Below are 17,792 nucleotides of genomic sequence, written 5' to 3' on the forward strand. Positions count from 1 at the left end.
CGTACCGGCTCAGCCCGCGAGCAGGCGCTTCACCTCGGCGGCCACGCGACCGCCCTCGGCGCGGCCGGCCACCTTCGGGTTCACGATCTTCATGACGGCACCCATGGCGCGCGGACCCTCCGCGCCCCCGGCCTTGGCCTCCGCCACGGCCTCCGCGACGATCGAGCTCAGCTCCTCGTCCGACAGCTGCTTGGGCAGGTACTCCGCGAGCACCTCGCCCTCCGCGCGCTCGCGCTCCGCGGACTCGGCGCGGCCGCCCTTGTCGAACGCGTCGGCGGCCTCGCGGCGCTTCTTCGCCTCGCGCGTGATCACCTTCTGCACCTCGTCGTCGGAGAGCTCACGGGCGGTCTTGCCCGCGGTCTCCTCGTAGGCGATCGCGGAAAGGGTGAGGCGGAGCGTGGAGGAGCGCAGTTCGTCACGCGCCTTGATGGCGTTCGTGAGGTCGTCGTGAAGCCTGGACTTGAGCGTGGTCATGCCGCAATCTTCGCACCCGGCCCCGGCGAGCGCCCCGCATTAACGGCCGGTGCCGCGGCGAGGTGGCGATCCGGGAGCCGTGCAGGACCTGGCGCAGGACCCGGCGCGGGAGCAACTCCCCTACGGAACCGGGAGGTCGGCCCCGTGGAGTTATCCACAGGGGTGGACCGGGCCGACCACACCAGGGGCCGCGTCTGCGACCATGGACGGTATGCGCGCTCGTTATGGAGTACCCCTGGGAATCACCGCCGTCGGCGCGGCGGGCCTCGCCTACGCCGCCGGCTTCGAGGTCCGTTCCTTCCGGCTGCGACGGGTCACCGTGCCCGTGCTGCCGCCGGGGATGCGACCGCTGCGGGTGCTCCAGGTCTCCGACATCCACATGGTCGGCGGGCAGCGCAAGAAACAGCGCTGGCTCCAGTCGCTGGCCGGCCTCCGCCCCGACTTCGTGATCAACACCGGTGACAACCTCTCCGACCCGGAGGGCGTCCCGGAGACGCTCGACGCGCTCGGCCCGCTGATGGAGTTCCCCGGCGCCTACGTCTTCGGGTCGAACGACTACTACGGCCCGAAGCTCCGCAACCCCGCCCGCTATCTGCTGGAGAAGGCCAGCGGCCGCCATGGGCTGAACGGCAACGCCCCGGCCGTCGGCGTGATCCACAACCCCTGGGAGGAGCTGCGCGACGGCTTCGACTCCGCAGGCTGGGTCAACCTCACCAACACCCGCGGCAGCCTCAAGATCGACGGCTATGACATCGCGCTCACCGGCCTCGACGACCCGCACATCAAGCGCGACCGCTACGCGGAGGTGACCGGCGGCCCCCGCGAGGGCGCCGACTTCTCCATGGCCGTCGTCCACGCCCCCTATCTGCGGGTGCTCGACGCCTTCACCGCCGACCAGTACCCCCTGATCCTCGCCGGGCACACCCACGGCGGCCAGCTCTGCATCCCCTTCTACGGCGCGCTGGTCACCAACTGCGACATCGACGCCCAGCGGGTCAAGGGCCTCTCCACCCACCGGGCCGGCGGCCACAACTCCTACCTCCACGTCTCGGCGGGCTGCGGCACCAACCGCTACACCCCGGTCCGCTTCGCCTGCCCCCCGGAGGTCACCCTGCTCACCCTCACCCCCCGCGACGACCGCGACTGATCCAGGAGGGTTTCCGGAGGCCGCCCGTACCGTGGAGGGATGATCGACCCGACTTCCTCCACCACCCGGCTCGGGCGGCCCGGCGCGGCGGGCGTCCCCGCATCGGCGGTCGTCCCCACCGGCCGCCGCCCCTTCGCGGCGGCCTTCCGCGCGCTCGTGGCCCTCGCCGCGTTCACCGGCATCGTGCTGGACATGATCGACTCGGCCGACCTGGGCCGGCTGTTCAGCTACTTCACGGTCCAGTCCAACCTGCTGGTGGCCGTCGCCTTCGCCTGGTCCGCCCACCGCGCCTGGAACGCACGCCCCGCCCTCTCCCCACGGATCACGGGCGGCGCGCTGCTGTACATCGCGATCACCGGCCTCGTCTTCCACTTCGTGCTGTCGAACGACTCCAGCGGTTTCTCCATGACCAGCGAGCGCACGCCCCTCGAATCGGTCGCCAACCAGCTCCTCCACACCGTGACCCCCCTCGCGGCCGCCCTCGACTGGCTCGTCCTCACCGCCCCCGGCGGCTTCCTCCTGCGCCACGCCTGGCAGTGGCTGGCCTACCCCTTCCTCTACTTCCCCTTCGCCCTGGCCCGCGGCGCCCTCCTCGACCCCGGCACGGAGGGCCGCTACCCGTACCCCTTCCTGGACGTCGACCTCCACGGCTACGCGGGCGTCCTCGGCAACGCCGTGGTCTTCGGCCTGGCCTTCTACGTCCTGGCACTGGCCCTCGTCCTCATCGACCGCATACGCCCCCACCTGCGCACCCCCGGCAATCGGATTTCACCTCTGGGCTCCGGTCCGCTAAAGTAGAGCTCGTTGCGCCGGGGACCTGCGAAAACGGGTTCTGGAGCAGCGATCGGGGTGTAGCGCAGCTTGGCAGCGCGCTTCGTTCGGGACGAAGAGGTCGTGGGTTCAAATCCCGCCACCCCGACAGCTGAAACAGCACTTCAGGCCCGGTCTCCTCTAACGAGGAGACCGGGCCTGAAGTGTTTTTGCGCGCCTGGATGCCACCGCGGGGAGCAGGTGGGGAGCAAACGGGGAGCAGACCATGAAACCGAGCTCCCCAAGAAGACTCCTACCGGAGCGCCCTCAGCAGCTCATCGAGAACTCGGACGGGTGATCTGGGACACATCGCGAAGCGCGCCGCCAACGACGCCTCCCACACTTCGGTCAGCCCCTCCATGAGCCGTCGGCGCATCCCCGGAGTGATGTGCCTATAACGCGCCTGCACCGTACCGTCCTCGTGGCCCATCCGTTCGTCCATGAGCTTCGGCGGTGTCCCCAGCTCTTCCATGATCGTGCTGTGGGAATGGCGGAGCCCGTGCGGAGTGAGTCCCCGCGCGATCGGCACCCAGCACGCCTCCGCCCGCTGAGAGGCGCCACGCCCACGCGCAGGCACCCCAGGCCAAGGGTCAGCGAGCACAGGCACGGGGTGCGCCTCCTGCGGAGCCTTCTTCGGGTACCAGCCCGTGGCAGCCGGCTGAAAGATCCAGGTCGCGTAACCCGACCGTCGTGGGTGAGCCGCCGTCTCCCCGGGGAGGGCACCACGCAGATAGCCGAGCTCCGCAATGGCTGCCTCGACCCTGGCCCGCGTCTCCTCTCGAACGACCTCCGGGCGGTTCAGCACGTTCGAAGCCGTTCCTATGGAGACCCCGGCTTGCCGAGCGACATCGACCAGCTTCACTCCGGAGCGCGGAGCGACGTCGTTGGCTTCGCCATGGCCGCGGAACACATATCTGCGTCCATGGCATCTACACGGTGTCGGACTGGTCCGCGCGATGTGATCGGAGATCAGAGCCGACAGGAATTCCGGTGAGTCGATGTCCCGGAACGAGTCGTCTTTCGGCGAGCAACGGTGCAGCTCGCCGGAATCCAACTCGTATAGCTGCCACTCCACCCGCACCGTCTCGGGGCGGCAGAACTCGGGCTCCAGCCCGACCGTCTCGCCCCAGCGCATGCCGGTGTAACCCCTGGTGATCTCGGCAACGAACTCGTCGTCACGACCGGACAGCAGCGATGCCCTTTCAGCGACGAGCAGGATGCCGAGCGCATCCGTGGTCACCTTCTCTGGGCTACGGTTTCGCGAACGTCCAGCACGCTTGCCGCGGCCACGCCGCCTCGCCGCCGGGTTGGCGGTAAGAAGGCCTTCGTCCACGGCGTCGGCGAAGACGAGGTGCAGGGTGCTCCGCCATGTCTTCACACTGGAGGCCGCGTAGAGCGCCCCTTCCTTCTTGGCCCAGGCGGTCACATCGCCGCGCGAGATCTCCGCGAGCGCCTTCTCCCCGAACTCGGGGAGAAGATGCTCCTCAAGGTGTCGCTTGTAGTTCTGCATGGTGGAAAGAGCGAGGTCCTGTTCGCCGTACCACCCATTCGCATACTCACCGAAGGTGACTCCGGGCTCGGCGGCAGCGGCGGCAGTCGCGCCCTCCACAGGAGTTATGGAGCGCGCCACGGGGACCGCAGGGATCTCCACGCCCTTTTCGATGGGCGCTTCCGCCCTTGCGTTCTGCCTGACCCTGGTTTCGTGGTCATTTGCAGACCTCACTGCCGCGCGCTTGCCGCTGAAGCGGACTGTTTCACCGTATTCGTCCACTACAGTGAAAATCTGACCTGAGCTGTCCCGGTAGCGAGCGCGGAAGTAGCCCCTGCGCTTCTCTGCGAAACCCACTGCTCTCATCCCCTCCAGCAGGTCACGCAACGGTGGGTGGAGAGTCCGGAGGACTCACCCGCCGAGGTCGCTTGGCTCGGAGAGGGACTGCCATCGGCACCGCGTGATGCGACTGATGGAGACGTGGGGCGACCGTTCCTTGCGGCTCGGACTCCCGGCTCTGGAGCGGGCGCTCCTCAAAAGCGCGGATGATCTCGGCGAAATGCTCCACCGTGAAGCGGTAGGCCCCACCAACTCGGGTGAAGGGGATACGGCGTTGCCGCGCCTGTTCTTTCACCCACCACTCAGAACAGCCGAGCGCCTCGGCGATCTCGCACGGGCGGTAGAGGTGAGGCAAGGTTTCGTCGGCAGCACTGTGGCGACCGCGATTGCCCATGTACGTCCCCCTGTTCTCTCCCTGGTCACCAGCCTTTCTGGCAAGCCGAACACCGCCGGTCACTTGCCTCAGAGCGACGACGGGGGTGGTGATGGCGGCCGCTGGAAAGGGCCTCGTCCCAGATGGGCACCTGCCGTACCGAACGAGAGGTAAGACGCGCCCACCGCGCACAGCCGCTTCAACAGCGACCCGGGGCAGCGGGCAAGGGGCGTTGTGGTGCATCCTGTTGGCACCTCCTGCTTCCTGGATGGGACGGGGAGGCCGGGGCAGCGGGCTACTTTGACGGGTTGGCCGCTGCCCCGGGTGAGATCAGGCGCACTGCGCGCGGAGCCACTCGTGGTACTGGTGGCGGACGTACTCGCGGTGGTCCTCGTCGGTGACCAGCTCAGCCCCTTTGAGGCTCAAGCCGGAGTGCTCGACGTCGTACTCGACCAGCGTGCGCGCCGCCTGAACAGCGCTCTCGACGACCCTGGTGGCCATGCCCGGGACGTACATGGCCGCCTCCTTGGCCGCCATGCGGTCGAGCATCGCGGCCTTACGGAGCAAGAACTCGCGACCCTGCTCCCACTCCGCGGAAGGGGCGCTCCGCCCGGTCACCCAGGTCATCTCCGTGACGATGCTCGGCGCGCCCGCGTACGCGACGAAGGGGTTGTTGGTGTTGGGCTCAGTCGTCACTGGCTCTCTCCAGAGGTGATCAGGAAGTGGAGGGCGGCTTCGGCCTGTTCGCCGTACGCGCACCAGCTGTCTGCCAGTCCGGCGGCGAGGGCTCGGGCCTCGGTCAGGTCGGCGGACTCGTAGTCGGCCAGTTCCTCGCACTGGGCGAACGCGTCGGCCACGGCTGCGGCGTGTTCCCGGCTCTCGGCCTCCCATCGGAGGGCGTTGAGGCGCTCGCTTCCGGCCCAGTGGGCGAGGGCTTCCCCGAAGTCGGGCAGGAAGCTGAACGGGGTCGAGTGCTGGCCGGCCTCGTCGCGACCCAGCTCGACGAACTGCGGCTGCTCGCCCTTGATCACGGACAGCAGGGCGGTGGCGGTTCCGTAGGCGTACGCGCGCGCCGTGTTCTCGTGCAGGGCGGCGATGCCGGACTGGTGGGCCCGGCACAGGTCCTGGAGCTGCCCCAGAGTGTCGTTGTGGGGGCGGATCATGTACTTCCCGGGGACGCTCAGCAGGCCGTGCACCGACTGCAAGCGTCCGGGCTCGACGGCCCATAAGGCCGCGCGGGCCGCCTGGTTGGCGAATCGGGTGTCGCGAGCGGCAGCCCCGAGAGCGGCCACGCTCTCGGTCAGGCTGTCGAACCACGCGATGGTGGGGTGGGGCATGGGGTCCTCCGCGGCTGGAGTACGGGCAGGTTGTCCGGCCCTCGGCACGCTCCCGGCTCAGGAGTCGGGAGCGCACAGGGAACCGTCAGCCAGCCGAAGCCGCGGCGTCGGCCTCGGCTGCCGCGGTGAACAGCAACGCGCGGAGGTCGCTGCCGACGAGGGCGGCGAGCCGCTGCTCGATCGCCTGCCACGAGTGAGGGTCGATGGCCATCAGCGCGGCGACGGCCGTCGGCCCCTTGCCCTCCTTGATGGCCGTCAGGGCGTCCCGTAGCTCCCCCGAGGCCATCAGCGAAATGCGTCGGGTGGACGTGCACTGGTCAGTCATGGGAATTCCCCTCGGGTGCGAAGTGGGCGTGAAGTGCGAGGTCACTTGCCGAACTTGGGAACGGCGTTGCCGACCGCGGACATGACCTGGTCGATGGGTGCGGAGGCGCCGGTCCGGCTGAGGTAGTAGCCGAAGAGCACGGCGACCGCCGCCGAGCCGATACCGACGGACTTCGAGCGGACCAGCATGGCCAGGAGCAGCCCGAACAGCAGGAGAGCGGAGATCGAGAACGACATGGGAGAGGCTCCTCGGGTGGGTCAGCGGGCGCCTTCGCGGTGGAGGCGGACGGTCGCGTTGTAGAGGCGTCGACCGATGCGGACGCGCTTGCCGTAGCCGTCGCAGCGGCGGCAGTCCCGGCCGCGCTTGAGCCGCCCGTTGCGGGTCTGGCGCATCCGGAAGCCCCAGCCCTTGCACTTGCGGCAGGTTCCGAGGGGGCTCGCGGCGCAGAGGCACGCGTAACAGAGAGCGATGAATATGAGGCCGGGCATAGCGGTGAGCAGGGAGGTCATCGAAAACCCCTCTCAGGGCGGAATTCGGGAGGTGCCCGCAGAGGGCTGATAGGCGTTAGAGCGCAGGTCAGATGACGTTTTGGCCGCTAGCGGAGGTGCTGGGTCTAGCGGGGGTGCCCGCTAGACCCAGCGGCGCGGCCGGCTATGCGGCCTCGGCCGTTCCGTCACGTTCCGCGATCGCCTTGACGATGTCGGCGCGCTTGATGCCGCGCCGGTTCGCGCCCTTGCCGTCCTCGGTGGTTCCCCACAGCTGCACGGTGCGGACGCCGTAGGGCTTCAGCGCCGACGTCAGCTGCTCGGCGGCCCACCCGTCGTAGGCGTCCGGCCGGAGCTCGGCCAGTCGGGCGACCACCGTCTCGTTCCACGCCTTGGACTCCTCGGCGGGAACGACCGCGGCGATGTCCCGCAGCAAGTCGAACGACGGCGAATCGGGCTCGGGCTCCTCGCCGAGGGCGTGTCCGGAGAGGAGGCCGGCTTCCTTGCGGAGCTTGTACGCGCGGAGGGCGATCACGTCGGCCGTGGGTGCGTCGACGTAGGCGGCGGCGACGATGCGGGCGTCGGCTCCTTCACCCACGAAGTAGTGGATGCCCTTGTCACCCCAGGCGAACATGGTCGCGCGAACGCCCCGCTTGTACGCGGAGGTGCCGAGAACCATGTCGTTCTCCAACTGCCCCATGACTTTCAGGCACCAGCGGCTTGAGGCGTTGGCGGAGATCCCGGTGGGCAGCGACTTCGCGTCCGGGCGCTGCGTGGCGAGGAGAAGCGTGATGCCCAGGGCGGGCCCGCGCTTGACGAGGTCGGTGCAGATCTCCTCGAACTCCTTGCCGTGCTCGGGGTGCTCGAACCAGACCTGGCACTCGTCCGCACCCGCCACGATCGGATGCAGCCCCAAGCCCTTCTTGCCGGCGAGGTCGCTGGTCACCTTGGACTCCGGACAGATGTCCCGCGGCAAGTCCCGGATGACCTTGGCGCGACGCCGTAACTCGTTCCGCAACGCCCGGAGATCACGTAGGGCGTATTGGATGTCGTCCTCGTCGTCGCCCGCCCGGTAGCTGTGCGCCACGCGCTCCAGCGGGCCCAGGTCGCCGGTGCCCTTCAGGTCGTACACGTGCAGTTCCGCGCGCGGATCCAGCGATGCGATCAGCAGGAGCTGGCGGAGCAGGAACGTCTTCCCCATGCGCGGGATGGCTCCGATGATGCCCGAGACGTACATCAAGGTCACGTCCACCCAGCGGCCGCGCTGATCCGTCCCGTACGGCGCGGCCTTGAACAGGTCGACCGTGCCGCCCTTGAGCAGCGGCCACGTGGGCTTTGGGGCCTTGGACATGTCCTCGTCCCCGACCCACAGCACCAGGCGTCCTGTGTGTTCGTCCGGCACCGCCTCGGGCCACACGCAGCCGAGGGGGCGGCGCAGACCGGAGGCGAGACGGTCACGCTTGTCGATCACATCCGTGACGGTCACGCCGTACGGGAGATCGCCCTCCGCCCGCCAGCCGGCCCCGTCACGGGTGATGGGAGCGGTGAAGGAGAAGCCGCTCCCGCCCTTGCTCTGCGCCTGGTTGATGGCGGCGATGCCGAGAGCACCGAGGGCACGCAGGACGATGTCGCTGGTGAGCTTGTGTGCCCGGGGGATCTCCACGGCCCTGCGGATGACCGGAGCGTCGGCCGGTTGGCCCAGCCAGCCCATGGCCATCGTCGCGACGGAGCCGCAGAGCGCGAGCAGCCACGTCGGAGCGAGGACGTACATCGACAACGCGGTGACGGTCCCGACCATCGAGGCGCCGACCATGACGACCGTCCGCCAGCGCACCCGGCGGTCCCTCTGCCGGGAGAGCTTCAGGTAGTCGCCGACGTCCTCGTTGGTCGCCGCGGACTGCCGGAGCGGCTCGCCTTCGGCGTCCGCCACCCACCGCAACGCGCCGCCGACGAACCGCGCCGCGCCCTGAGGCGCTTGTAGCGCAAGGCGGGAGGCGTACCAGGGCGTCCGCACCGCGTGGTACGCGGCAACATGCCACGCGTACGTGGCGAGCCCCTTGCCTGCTGCCTTGAACTCCTGCTGCGATTTCGCCCATGCCGGAATGACGGGGCGCCGTTTCGCACCGCGCACCCGATCCAGCAGCCCGGGGCCCGGTGGCCCGCCGGGGCGATCGATACTGATGACTGCTTCCGGGGTACCGGACTCGGCGGAGGAAGAACTCACCGCCTCTGCCCGGAGGTTGTGCTCCACCCGAGCCTTGCCGAGGTCAACCACCTCGCGGTGATCGGGGTCGGGCCCACTGCTGGCTTCGTGCTTCACTGACACTTCCTTCCTGAACGGGAGGGAAGTCGGGCCCGGCCCTACCCGCCAAAGCAGCGGCCGGGCCCGACGTGTGGAACGTGGCGAGCGCGGCCTGACGTGGTCAGGGCTTGGTGAAGCGGAAGGTGTTGACGCTGACCAGCTGATCAGCGCGGGTTACCGGACGCTGCGCGGTCAGACACGGAGTCGCCGCGGTCCGGTGAGAAGGACCCACCATTGGTGGGCGCCCATCACCGCGGCGTATCCGCCGAGTCCGGACAGGACTGTCAGGAGCCAGTCGGCGCCGAGCTCCCGAGCGGACCGGCAGCCGATGTAGGCGGCGAGCAGGGCGATACCGACAGCGATCAAGGCCACGACGCCCTGAACCGTGGTCGTCGACTGGACGCGTCGGGCAACGACGACCAGCGCGCCCGGTGCAGCCAGGTGAGGCATTCCGCCGGACCCCTGGACCATGACCAGCTTGGCGTTGCCATGGTTGACGATCCCGGCCACGACGCCGAGGTCCGCGTCATCACGTCCGCGGACGACATCGCCGATTGCCAGCTTCATTGATCCCCCTTCGGGAGTGGAGGCAGGAAACCCGGCCGCGGGCGCTCAGGCCCGCCCCAGGGTCACGCCGGGAAACCGCTCGTTCGAGACGAGTGGCCATGACCTCCGGCGCCGCCCCAGGGGCCGCGCCGGGATCAAAAACACTCGTTCGTCCAGGCACTCTGTGCAGTTCTCAAGGGACTCGCGCTGCCTTCGACCCCGTCTCACCGGGCTCTCCGGGCACCTCAACTCCTCAAGAGGTCAACTCCTCAAGTCCTCTTTAGGAGTTGCCAACTATGACGTGAGTCTCGTCAACTCGTCAAGTCCTCTTTAGGAGTCGTATGCTGAGCGCCGTCAGGCAACAGATCGGTGAAGCACCATGGCGAACGCGTACGAAAAGATCGCGGACGACCTCCGCCAGTCCATCCGCGCAGGTCAGCTCCCACCTGGTGAGCGCTTGCCGTCGGAGACGGCGCTCGCCGAGAAGTACGGGCGAAGCGTTCCGACCGTCCGCGACGCGCTCCGGCTCCTCCGCTCCGAAGGTCTGATCGAGAAGCAGCACGGCCGCGGCAACTTCGTGCGCAAGACCCGCACCGCGGTACTGCGCACGAACCTCCGGCATCAGTGGGAGAAGAATCGTGCCCGCGAACCGGAAGAGCGGCGAGCCGCCACCGGCGCGACGGAGCACGACACCGGCCTACAGGTGAACGACCTCGTCTTCCACGCCGCCTACCGCGAGGCCAAGGCGGGCAAGGAGATCGCGGAGGCTTTCGGGGTGCCGGAGGACTCGGCCCTCATCGTGCGCACCTACCGAACGCGGTACGCCGCCGAGCGAGCCCCCTTCGCCCTGGTGACCTCCTATCTCGTCCGCGACATGGTGGCGGAGAACCCGGATCTCCTGGACGCGGCCAACGAGCCCTGGCCCGGTGGCACTCAGAACCAGCTGTTCACCGTCGGGATCGAGCTCGGCCGCATCGAAGAGCGCGTCACCGCCCGCCCGCCGACACCGGAAGAGGCGGAAGAGCTGGAGCTGGAGCCCGGCACCGCGGTGATCCTGCTCCGGAAGACCTCGTACGACACCGACGGCCGGGTCGTGGAGCTGTCGGACATCACGCTGCCCGGCGATCGCACGGAAATGACGTTCACTACTCCCCTGGAAAGGTGGTGAGTGCCGTGCGCCGGCGCATCATCATCGTCACCGCTGTGCACGCGCCTTCCGCTCACCACCTGGCGGACGCGTACAAGTCCCTCTGCGAGCAGGAGCTCCCGGAAGGCTGGGACTGGCACTGGGTCATCCAGGAGGACGGGAAGAGCGACGCGGTCGCGCCCCACGTCCCCACCGATGACGTGCGGGTGACCTTCCGGCAGGGCCGACCCGGTGGCCCCGGCGTCGCCCGGACCTTGGCTCTCGCGCACGCTGACGGCGAGTACGTCAAGATCCTGGACGCCGACGACCAGCTCCCGCCCGGCGCACTGGCCCGCGACCTGGCCGTCCTCGAACGTGACCCCAGCCTCGGCTGGACCACGTCCCGCGTCCTGGACCTGATGCCCGACGGCAAGCTCGTCGGCTTCGACCAGGACCCGGAAGACGGACCGATCGAGCGCGGAGCGGTGCTCGCGCACTGGCGGGCGAACAACTACCGCGCCCAGGTCCACCCGGCGACCCTTTGCGTCCGCCGCGACCTGCTGCTCGCCCTGGGCGGGTGGATGGCGCTTCCGGCCTCGGAGGACACCGGGCTCCTGCTCGCGCTGGACGCCGTCAGCCGCGGATATTTCACGCGCGAGGTGGGGCTCCTCTACCGCAAGTGGGAGGGGCAGGCGACGGGGCAGGCCGCCCACACCGATGCCGCGGAGCGCGACACCCGCATGGCCGTCGTGGAGGCGCGGGCGCGGGCGTTGGCCTATGTGCGCTGGCAGTTCCCGGCTACGGGTTGATCGGCACCTCGTAGACGATCTCGCCGAGACCGGCGGGCACGACGATGTCCGCCGTCTCGACGGGGCGCCCGTCGTCGCTGTAGTACGTCCGCTCGATGCGCGTGACGAGTGAACCGCGCTGAATGCCGAGGAGGTGTGCCTCCTCGGCATTCGCATGTCCTGGCTCCGGCCGCTCCACGGCGCGGGTGACCGTGATGCCGATATCGGCCATGCGGCGCACCACACCCTTGCCGGCCAGAGGCCCCGCCTCGGGCAGCATGACCAGAGAGCCGGCGGTGATGTCGTACGGCTCCCAACTCGCCGAGATCTGCACCGGCTTGTCGTCGGCCAGGAACTCGTACGTGGTGCGCACGCAGTAGTCCCCCTCGGCGATACCGAGGCGCGCGGCGATGCCCGGCGGCGCGGGCACCATGCCGTCCGTACGGCTCTCCCAGGTCCCCCGCATTCCTGCCTCTGCCACGTCAGCGGCGAAGGGAGACCCGTCGGCCCGCTCTCGACGCGGCGAGCGCGTGATGCGCACGCGCTCGCGCCGCTGCGCGACGTAGGTCCCCGAGCCAGCACGGCCTTCCAGCACGCCCTGCTCGATGAGCACCTCCTGCGCACGGCGAACGACGCCGTCGGTCACACCGCACTCCTGCGCCAACTGCGCACGGGAGGGCAGGCGGTCGCCCGGTGCCCACTCCTGGCTGTCGATGCGCTCCCGGAGCACGTCAGCGAACTGGAGATGAGGTGGCTGCTCACGCATATGGAAAATCTAGGCCCCTAGCTCTAGGCTGGGCGCCTAGAATACATCTAGGCGCCTAGCTTTAGATCTAGGTGACCCATGCGCGCCCAGTGATCGCACGGCGACGGAGGAACGCGTTGTGCACGCCCGAAGCCCGAGTCGACGCCATCGCTGCACGCCTCTCCGCCGTCGGCCTCACCCCACGGGTGACCGATCACGACACCTACACGCACATCGAGACGGAGGTGCCGGACCAGGTCCCTGCCGAGTCATGGCGCGAGTTCTTAGCAGCTCTCGTCGCCGCGGACTGGTGGGGCATCGCGATCGGCAGCAGAAGCGGCCGCACCGCTTGGGCCGCGGTCAACAAGGAAACCCCCGCGACAGCGAGCACTGTCCGGGGGCACGGCCATCAGCCTTAGGAGCTGATCAGCGTGTTCGACTTTATCCGCCGCGCCGCCTCCTGGACCAGGAGGCAATTTGTTCCCCCGGCTGGACGCCACCGCCAGCCCACGTCGACAACGCGACAGAACGAGGAAACGGTCGCGCCGGTCGCACACCGGCCGCCGCTGCCTCCCTACTGGGCAGAGGCCGTCCGCGCCGAAGAGGCCGCCCTCGTCCGCCCATACGTGCTGACCGTCGAAGAACGCGTTCGGCTCTGGACCCAACCGAACCGCCGGGCGCTGTTGATCTGCCCGTCCTTCGGCGGGGCGGTGACGCTCTGATGCTCACGCGCACGTGCTCGCCCGCGGACCGTCGGCCCGCCTACCGAATCCCCAAGGGGTGGTGATCCATATGGGGTCCCACTATCAGGTCATCGCGGACGACCTCCGGCATCTCATCGAATCCGGCGAGTACGCGGCAGGCTCGCAGTTGCCGTCGGAGAAGGAGCTCGCTGCTCGGTACAAGGTCAGCCACCCCACGTTGAGGAGCGCGCTCGATGTGCTCCAGGCCGATGGCCTGCTGGAGAAGTTCCACGGCCGAGGGAACTTCGTCCGCCGTCAGCGCGAGCGGATCACGTACGTCGGCGAGGGACACCCTGCCGATCAACGCGCTTCGTTGGACGAGGCGTTGAAGGTCGACGTGAACGCCCGCCAGATGGGGGCACACCCCGCCCTGTCCGAGCTTCTCGACGTACCGGTGGACACTCGGCTGACCGAGTACACCTACCTCAGCCACCTCTACCAGGCTCCACAGACGTTGGCGCGCGTGTATGTCCCTTGGAACGTGGCGGAGCTCAAGGTCCCCAAGACAAGCCGGTCCCCATGGGGCGAGGACATCCGGTCGCTGCTCGCCGGCGCTGGCGTTGATGTGGCGTCGACAGTCGAGCGCGTCACCGCCCGGCTTCCCCGCACGGAGGAAGCGAACCTCCTCCACATCACGACCAAGACCCCTGTGATCGCGATAGAACGCACGTCGTTCGACGCGGACGGTCACGTCGTGGAACTCGCGCTCCTGGTGCTCCGCGGGGACCGCACCGAAGCTGTCTTCACGCATCGGAAGGCGGCGCCACCTGAGGTGGAGGACTGCGTCGACTCAGGCTTCCGGCTTCTCCCGTGGGACTCCCCCGAGGGGAAGCCGTGCCTCCTCAGCGTGGACTGTGCCAGCAGCAGTGCCCTGTCCCAGATCGCCGACAACGTGGAGACGGAGCAGACGAACGCCGGTGCCGAGGTCCTGTCGGGCGCCAAGTCCTTACTCGCTGAACCGGAGGCCGGGGAGTACCTGCTCCGATTCGCCCTTGCACGGACCGTCGAAGCGCTGGGCGAAGTCTTGCGGGTCGCGCAAAGCCGAGGCGCTCGGTTGTCCGTGCCGGCGTACGACGAGCCGGAGGACGAGGACGAGAACGAGGACAACGAAGCGGAGGGCGAGGACAGCGGCAGCAAGGTCCGGAAGGTGTCGAAAGGGATCACCAGGTGACCCGGACCAAGGCCGCGAAGAAGCGGGTTGAGTACTACTGCGGCTGCTGCGCCGGCGATGCCACGATCTGGTGCCCGGACTGCTGCGGCTTCGAAGGCTGCTCCACGTGCAAGCAGACCTTCCGCGTCAAGTGCCCGCTGTGCTCAGGAGGCAAGCTGCTGCCCATTCGGTGGCGACGCTTCGGCTTGGGTGACCGCCGCAAGACTCGTACGGCCCGGCTCTGGTCAGAGCCGGGCCGTACGGCATTCAGGGAAGAGTCTCAGCATCGACCCGGGAGAACACGAGATCGCTCTCGTCGACGACGGGCCCTCGCCAGCGAACGGGAACCGAGGAGCGCCCCCGCAGTGCTGCCGGATAGCTCTCGGGGGCGTAGTCGTTGGCGAGTCGGTAGACGTGGAAACCGTGGTCACGCATGGTGTCCAGCAGCTCTTCCGCGGAATCACCCAGCTTCGCCATGCGCTCCGGAGTCACCTCAACGGTGATCTCGACGTCAGGGCGGAGCTTGTCGAGCAGAGGGGCCATGCCCCGAACGACACTGCCTTCGGCGCCCTCCACGTCTATCTTGATCACCCTTGCGGCGGCGATCTCCGTGGCCGTGAGAACCTCCGCCAGCGGCCGGGCCTCCACCTCGAAGGTCGAAGCGGCCGGGCCGTCGTACGGGACGATGCTGTTCGCCCCCAAGTTGCGGTCGCTGGCGAGCACGAACTCCAGCAGCTCCCGCTTGCCCGACACAGCGGTGTTGACCGCGCGGACGTTGTGGCGCCCGTTGAGCCGAACGTTCCGCAGAAGGCTCTGGTGGAAGGCCGGGGACGCCTCGATCGCCACCACGTGGCCTTCACTGCCGACGAGACGGGACGCGAGCAGGCTGAAGTACCCGATATTCGCCCCGACGTCGACAAAGGTGTCCCCCGGGTGCAGCCGACGCTGAAGCCAGCCCGTCATGTGCGGCTCCCACACCCCGAACAGGTACAGATACCGCTGGATCAGGTCCTGAGTGTCGACAACGAAGCGGTCGCCGGCTCGGGAACGGACTACGCACCGACGAGGGTGGTCGCGCAACCGGGAATTCAGGTATTCCGCGGCCAGCGAAGCCTTTCCGAGCGAACCGGGAGCGTGGCGCACGTACCAGTGGCCGAGAGAGGCCAGAGCCTCCGAAACGTGGTTGCCCATCTGATCGCCCCTCAGTCGGATCCTGTTCGGACCCTACGCCGAGGCCGCTGACGCGCCCAGTCCGTCTCTGCGGCCGGGCTCCCCGTCAGCTCGCGGTCGCTGCCGAGTTGTTCGAGGAGGGAGTGGTACCGCCGATGGTGTCCGGGCGGTTACAGATCTCGCGGGAGTCTGCTTATGCGTGGTTCGCGAGGTGGTGTGAAGACGACCGGTGAGAAGCGGTCCGGCGCTGGTCACGGGCACCCAAGGGCGCAGCGTCCGCTTCCTTCCTTAGCGTCATCTGCGAGGAAATCCGAGGCGATTGCCCGTCCAATCCGCCATGTCGCAAGGATCGGTGCACGCCTCATCCCGTTCCGGCCAAGCCGGGGTGGAACTCGAAGAGGCCAGGGCACGGATCAAGCGCGCCCAGGAGTACCGGCGTACGAAGCGGGAGGTCACCGATGTATTGGTGCGCTACCTGGACCCGCTCTTGGATCGGCTCGGGGAGAAGACTGGGTCGAACTCGACTGAGTCCTCCGCCTCATCCGCGAACCGGTTCGTCCGTTCGCCCCGTACACCTGCTGATCATGCCGATGCGGACAGCTTCGGAGTAAGCAGCTCCAGCGCTTCCTCCCAGCGGTAGCGGTCGGCACCGCCGCCGGCCTTCGGCTTGTGGGGCTCGTACGAGCCGATCAGGACGCCCATCTCGCGGAGCACGTCGAGGCTGCGTGCGTACGCGGGGTGGGCGGCCTGGGCCCGGTTCAGGTACGGGAAGGCAGCGATCGGGATGTCCATCCCGTATGCCTCGCACAGGATGCCCAGCGCCAAGGTGTCGGAGATTCCCGCAGCCCATTTGTTGATCGTGTTGAAGGTCGCCGGCGCCACCGCGATGGCATCAGCCGGTGGCAGCGGGCGCGGGTCGCCGGGCTGGCGCCAGGCCGAGCGAATCGGGTAGCCGGTCTGTGCCTCGACGGCCTCGGCATCGATGAAGCCGAGGCCCTGCGGGGTGGCGACGACGCCGACGTCCCAGTTCGCCTCCTGGGCCGAGGTGATCAGCTTGCCGACGTCCCCGGCGATGCCGCAGGCGCACACGACGACGTACAGGAAGGGATTCTTGGTCTGCTGCTGGTTGGGCTGATCACTCATGCGGGGACTCCCAGTTGGCGGCTGAAGCGGTGCAGTTCAGGCAGCGTACGGCGGCGGTCACGGGCGGCCATGTCGGCCACCAGCTCGCGGACGGCCGGTCGGCGGATGTCCTGGGCCGCGCAGCTCTCGGCGATGCGCAGGGCCTGGTACCCGTCCGCCAGGCGGCCTTGCTGGCTGTAGGCACGCCCAGCCTCGATCCACAGGGCGGCACGTCGCTCAGGGACGGGAATGTGGCGGCGCATGAGGGGCCGGGCGGTGTCCAGGGCGACGCCCGCGTCGCCGAAGACGACGGCAGCGCTGAGTCCGTGCAGGGCCACGTTGGTCGGACTGAAGTTGGCCCAGGCGCCGGGGCTGTCGAGTGCGACGTAGCGGGCGACTTCCTTCGCCTCGGTGAGGAAGTCCTGGGTGGCGGAGCGGTCACCGCCGCTGCTGGCCGCGGTGACCCCGCGCAGGAGCAGCAGGCCAAGCGCCGCGAGATACCTGGGCGACCGCTGGTCGTACGAGCCTGTGAGCTGGTCGGCGGTGTGCCGGACGAGGGTGACGGCCTGGGCAGTGTGGCTGTCGCGGGCCAGGGTGTGAGCATGGACGCGGACGCTGGAGGCGAGAACGACGGGGTCGCCTGAGCGTTCGGCCTCGGCCATGGCGCGTCCGACCGCGAGCCAGGCGTTGCCCTGGTCGCTCTGCTTGAGCAGCAGGCTCGCCGAGGTCTGGTACGTCGTGGCGAGGAGACCCGACAGGTCGCTCGAGCCGGGGTTTTCGTGGATTGCCTGGCGTAGCTGCCCGATCAGGACGGGCAGCGCGCCTTCCAGCTGTGTGTAGTCGCAAGTGCAGAAGAGGCGGCGTACGCCGGTGACTTGGTCCTGCAGGGTCTGGAGGTCCGGCACCGGTTCGGCGGTCACACGGACCGCTCCGGGCAGCAGGGACTGGACGAGGTCCTGGTGGCTGTTGTGCGGGGTGGTGGTCGGGGCCGCGAGCGCGGCGATGCCAGCGGCGAGAACGGTACGGCGGCGCATGTCCTCTGTCTCGGGATCGGAGGGGCTGATGTCCGAAGCGGCGGCGAGGCCGAGGCGGTGCGGCGGAATCGCCAGCACCCGCGCGACCTCGCGCAGCATCCGGACGTCCTCCGTGCCCCTGCCGCCTTCCAGGCGGCTCACCTTGGACTGGTGATAGCCCAGGGCAGAGGCGACGTCCTTCTGCGAGCGCCGCTGTAATACGCGTGCCTGACGGATCACTTCACCGATCCGTCTCGCTTCGCTCTGCGCTTCGGCCATCTGTGCCACGGCTCCTCCTGCCGCCGGCG

20 protein-coding genes and 1 tRNA gene are annotated in these 17,792 nt (G+C 68.8%); 7 read left to right on the forward strand and 14 right to left on the reverse strand.

Features of this window, described 5'->3' with window-relative positions; translation table 11 throughout:
- Positions 1–9: 9 nt before the first annotated feature.
- Positions 10–474, reverse strand: a complete 465-nt coding sequence (locus AB0435_RS15760) for a GatB/YqeY domain-containing protein (protein ID WP_366004527.1) — start codon at positions 472–474, stop codon at positions 10–12.
- A gap of 211 nt (positions 475–685) precedes the next feature.
- On the opposite strand from AB0435_RS15760, the gene AB0435_RS15765 reads away from it, so the two are divergent.
- The 3 genes from AB0435_RS15765 (at position 686) to AB0435_RS15775 (ending at position 2,540) form a co-directional block, all read left to right on the forward strand.
- Positions 686–1,621, forward strand: coding sequence for a metallophosphoesterase (locus AB0435_RS15765; RefSeq protein WP_366004526.1), 936 nt, complete (start codon positions 686–688; stop codon positions 1,619–1,621).
- Between the two features lie 39 nt (positions 1,622–1,660).
- Positions 1,661–2,419, forward strand: coding sequence for a Pr6Pr family membrane protein (locus AB0435_RS15770; RefSeq protein WP_366004525.1), 759 nt, complete (start codon positions 1,661–1,663; stop codon positions 2,417–2,419).
- 47 nt (positions 2,420–2,466) lie between these two features.
- Positions 2,467–2,540: transfer RNA gene (locus AB0435_RS15775), tRNA-Pro, on the forward strand.
- A 144-nt stretch (positions 2,541–2,684) separates the two neighbouring features.
- On the opposite strand, the gene AB0435_RS15780 is transcribed toward AB0435_RS15775, so the two are convergent.
- From AB0435_RS15780 to AB0435_RS15820, 9 genes are all read right to left on the reverse strand, one after another.
- Complete coding sequence (locus AB0435_RS15780; RefSeq protein ID WP_366427234.1) at positions 2,685–4,277, reverse strand: LacI family DNA-binding transcriptional regulator; 1,593 nt, start codon at positions 4,275–4,277, stop codon at positions 2,685–2,687.
- Between the two features lie 22 nt (positions 4,278–4,299).
- Positions 4,300–4,653 carry a helix-turn-helix domain-containing protein gene (locus AB0435_RS15785; protein ID WP_366427221.1) on the reverse strand — a complete coding sequence of 118 codons (354 nt, stop codon included), beginning with the start codon at positions 4,651–4,653 and terminating at the stop codon, positions 4,300–4,302.
- A 309-nt stretch (positions 4,654–4,962) separates the two neighbouring features.
- On the reverse strand, positions 4,963–5,328 hold the full coding sequence (locus AB0435_RS15790) for a hypothetical protein (RefSeq protein ID WP_366427222.1): 366 nt from the start codon (positions 5,326–5,328) through the stop codon (positions 4,963–4,965).
- Positions 5,325–5,969 carry a hypothetical protein gene (locus tag AB0435_RS15795; RefSeq protein WP_366427223.1) on the reverse strand — a complete coding sequence of 215 codons (645 nt, stop codon included), beginning with the start codon at positions 5,967–5,969 and terminating at the stop codon, positions 5,325–5,327. Before AB0435_RS15795 ends, AB0435_RS15790 begins: the two co-directional genes overlap by 4 nt.
- A gap of 85 nt (positions 5,970–6,054) precedes the next feature.
- Complete coding sequence (locus AB0435_RS15800) at positions 6,055–6,294, reverse strand: hypothetical protein (RefSeq protein ID WP_366427224.1); 240 nt, start codon at positions 6,292–6,294, stop codon at positions 6,055–6,057.
- Between the two features lie 41 nt (positions 6,295–6,335).
- Positions 6,336–6,530, reverse strand: a complete 195-nt coding sequence (locus AB0435_RS15805) for a hypothetical protein (protein ID WP_366004520.1) — start codon at positions 6,528–6,530, stop codon at positions 6,336–6,338.
- 21 nt (positions 6,531–6,551) lie between these two features.
- Complete coding sequence (locus AB0435_RS15810) at positions 6,552–6,803, reverse strand: hypothetical protein (RefSeq protein WP_366004519.1); 252 nt, start codon at positions 6,801–6,803, stop codon at positions 6,552–6,554.
- A gap of 142 nt (positions 6,804–6,945) precedes the next feature.
- Entirely contained in the window at positions 6,946–8,961 is a 2,016-nt protein-coding gene (locus AB0435_RS15815) for a cell division protein FtsK (RefSeq protein ID WP_366427235.1), read from the reverse strand.
- 312 nt (positions 8,962–9,273) lie between these two features.
- Positions 9,274–9,648: a hypothetical protein gene (locus AB0435_RS15820; RefSeq protein ID WP_366004517.1), complete on the reverse strand. Its 375-nt coding sequence runs from the start codon at positions 9,646–9,648 to the stop codon at positions 9,274–9,276.
- A gap of 358 nt (positions 9,649–10,006) precedes the next feature.
- Between AB0435_RS15820 and AB0435_RS15825 the strand changes: the two genes are divergently transcribed.
- Positions 10,007–10,795, forward strand: a complete 789-nt coding sequence (locus tag AB0435_RS15825) for a GntR family transcriptional regulator (RefSeq protein WP_366427225.1) — start codon at positions 10,007–10,009, stop codon at positions 10,793–10,795.
- 5 nt (positions 10,796–10,800) lie between these two features.
- Positions 10,801–11,562, forward strand: a complete 762-nt coding sequence (locus AB0435_RS15830) for a glycosyltransferase (protein WP_366427226.1) — start codon at positions 10,801–10,803, stop codon at positions 11,560–11,562.
- On the opposite strand, the gene AB0435_RS15835 is transcribed toward AB0435_RS15830, so the two are convergent.
- Positions 11,552–12,307 carry a GntR family transcriptional regulator gene (locus AB0435_RS15835; RefSeq protein WP_366427227.1) on the reverse strand — a complete coding sequence of 252 codons (756 nt, stop codon included), beginning with the start codon at positions 12,305–12,307 and terminating at the stop codon, positions 11,552–11,554. The genes AB0435_RS15830 and AB0435_RS15835 overlap by 11 nt on opposite strands.
- Positions 12,308–12,717: 410 nt before the next feature.
- Here AB0435_RS15835 and AB0435_RS15840 point away from each other — a divergent pair, with 410 nt between their 5' ends.
- A complete protein-coding gene (locus AB0435_RS15840) occupies positions 12,718–13,008 on the forward strand; it encodes a hypothetical protein (RefSeq protein ID WP_366427228.1) in 291 nt (96 codons plus the stop codon).
- A 70-nt stretch (positions 13,009–13,078) separates the two neighbouring features.
- On the forward strand, positions 13,079–14,200 hold the full coding sequence (locus AB0435_RS15845; RefSeq protein WP_366427229.1) for a GntR family transcriptional regulator: 1,122 nt from the start codon (positions 13,079–13,081) through the stop codon (positions 14,198–14,200).
- A gap of 246 nt (positions 14,201–14,446) precedes the next feature.
- Here the strand turns inward: AB0435_RS15845 and AB0435_RS15850 are convergent, their stop codons facing one another.
- From AB0435_RS15850 to AB0435_RS15860, 3 genes are all read right to left on the reverse strand, one after another.
- Positions 14,447–15,370 carry an FkbM family methyltransferase gene (locus AB0435_RS15850; protein ID WP_366427230.1) on the reverse strand — a complete coding sequence of 308 codons (924 nt, stop codon included), beginning with the start codon at positions 15,368–15,370 and terminating at the stop codon, positions 14,447–14,449.
- Positions 15,371–15,931: 561 nt separating this feature from the next.
- Positions 15,932–16,492, reverse strand: coding sequence for a flavoprotein (locus AB0435_RS15855; protein WP_366008088.1), 561 nt, complete (start codon positions 16,490–16,492; stop codon positions 15,932–15,934).
- A complete protein-coding gene (locus AB0435_RS15860) occupies positions 16,489–17,763 on the reverse strand; it encodes a helix-turn-helix transcriptional regulator (protein ID WP_366008090.1) in 1,275 nt (424 codons plus the stop codon). Before AB0435_RS15860 ends, AB0435_RS15855 begins: the two co-directional genes overlap by 4 nt.
- Between the last annotated feature and the right edge of the window lie 29 nt (positions 17,764–17,792).

Source organism: Streptomyces sp. NPDC051173, from assembly GCF_040689515.1.
Classification (GTDB): Bacteria; Actinomycetota; Actinomycetes; order Streptomycetales; family Streptomycetaceae; genus Streptomyces.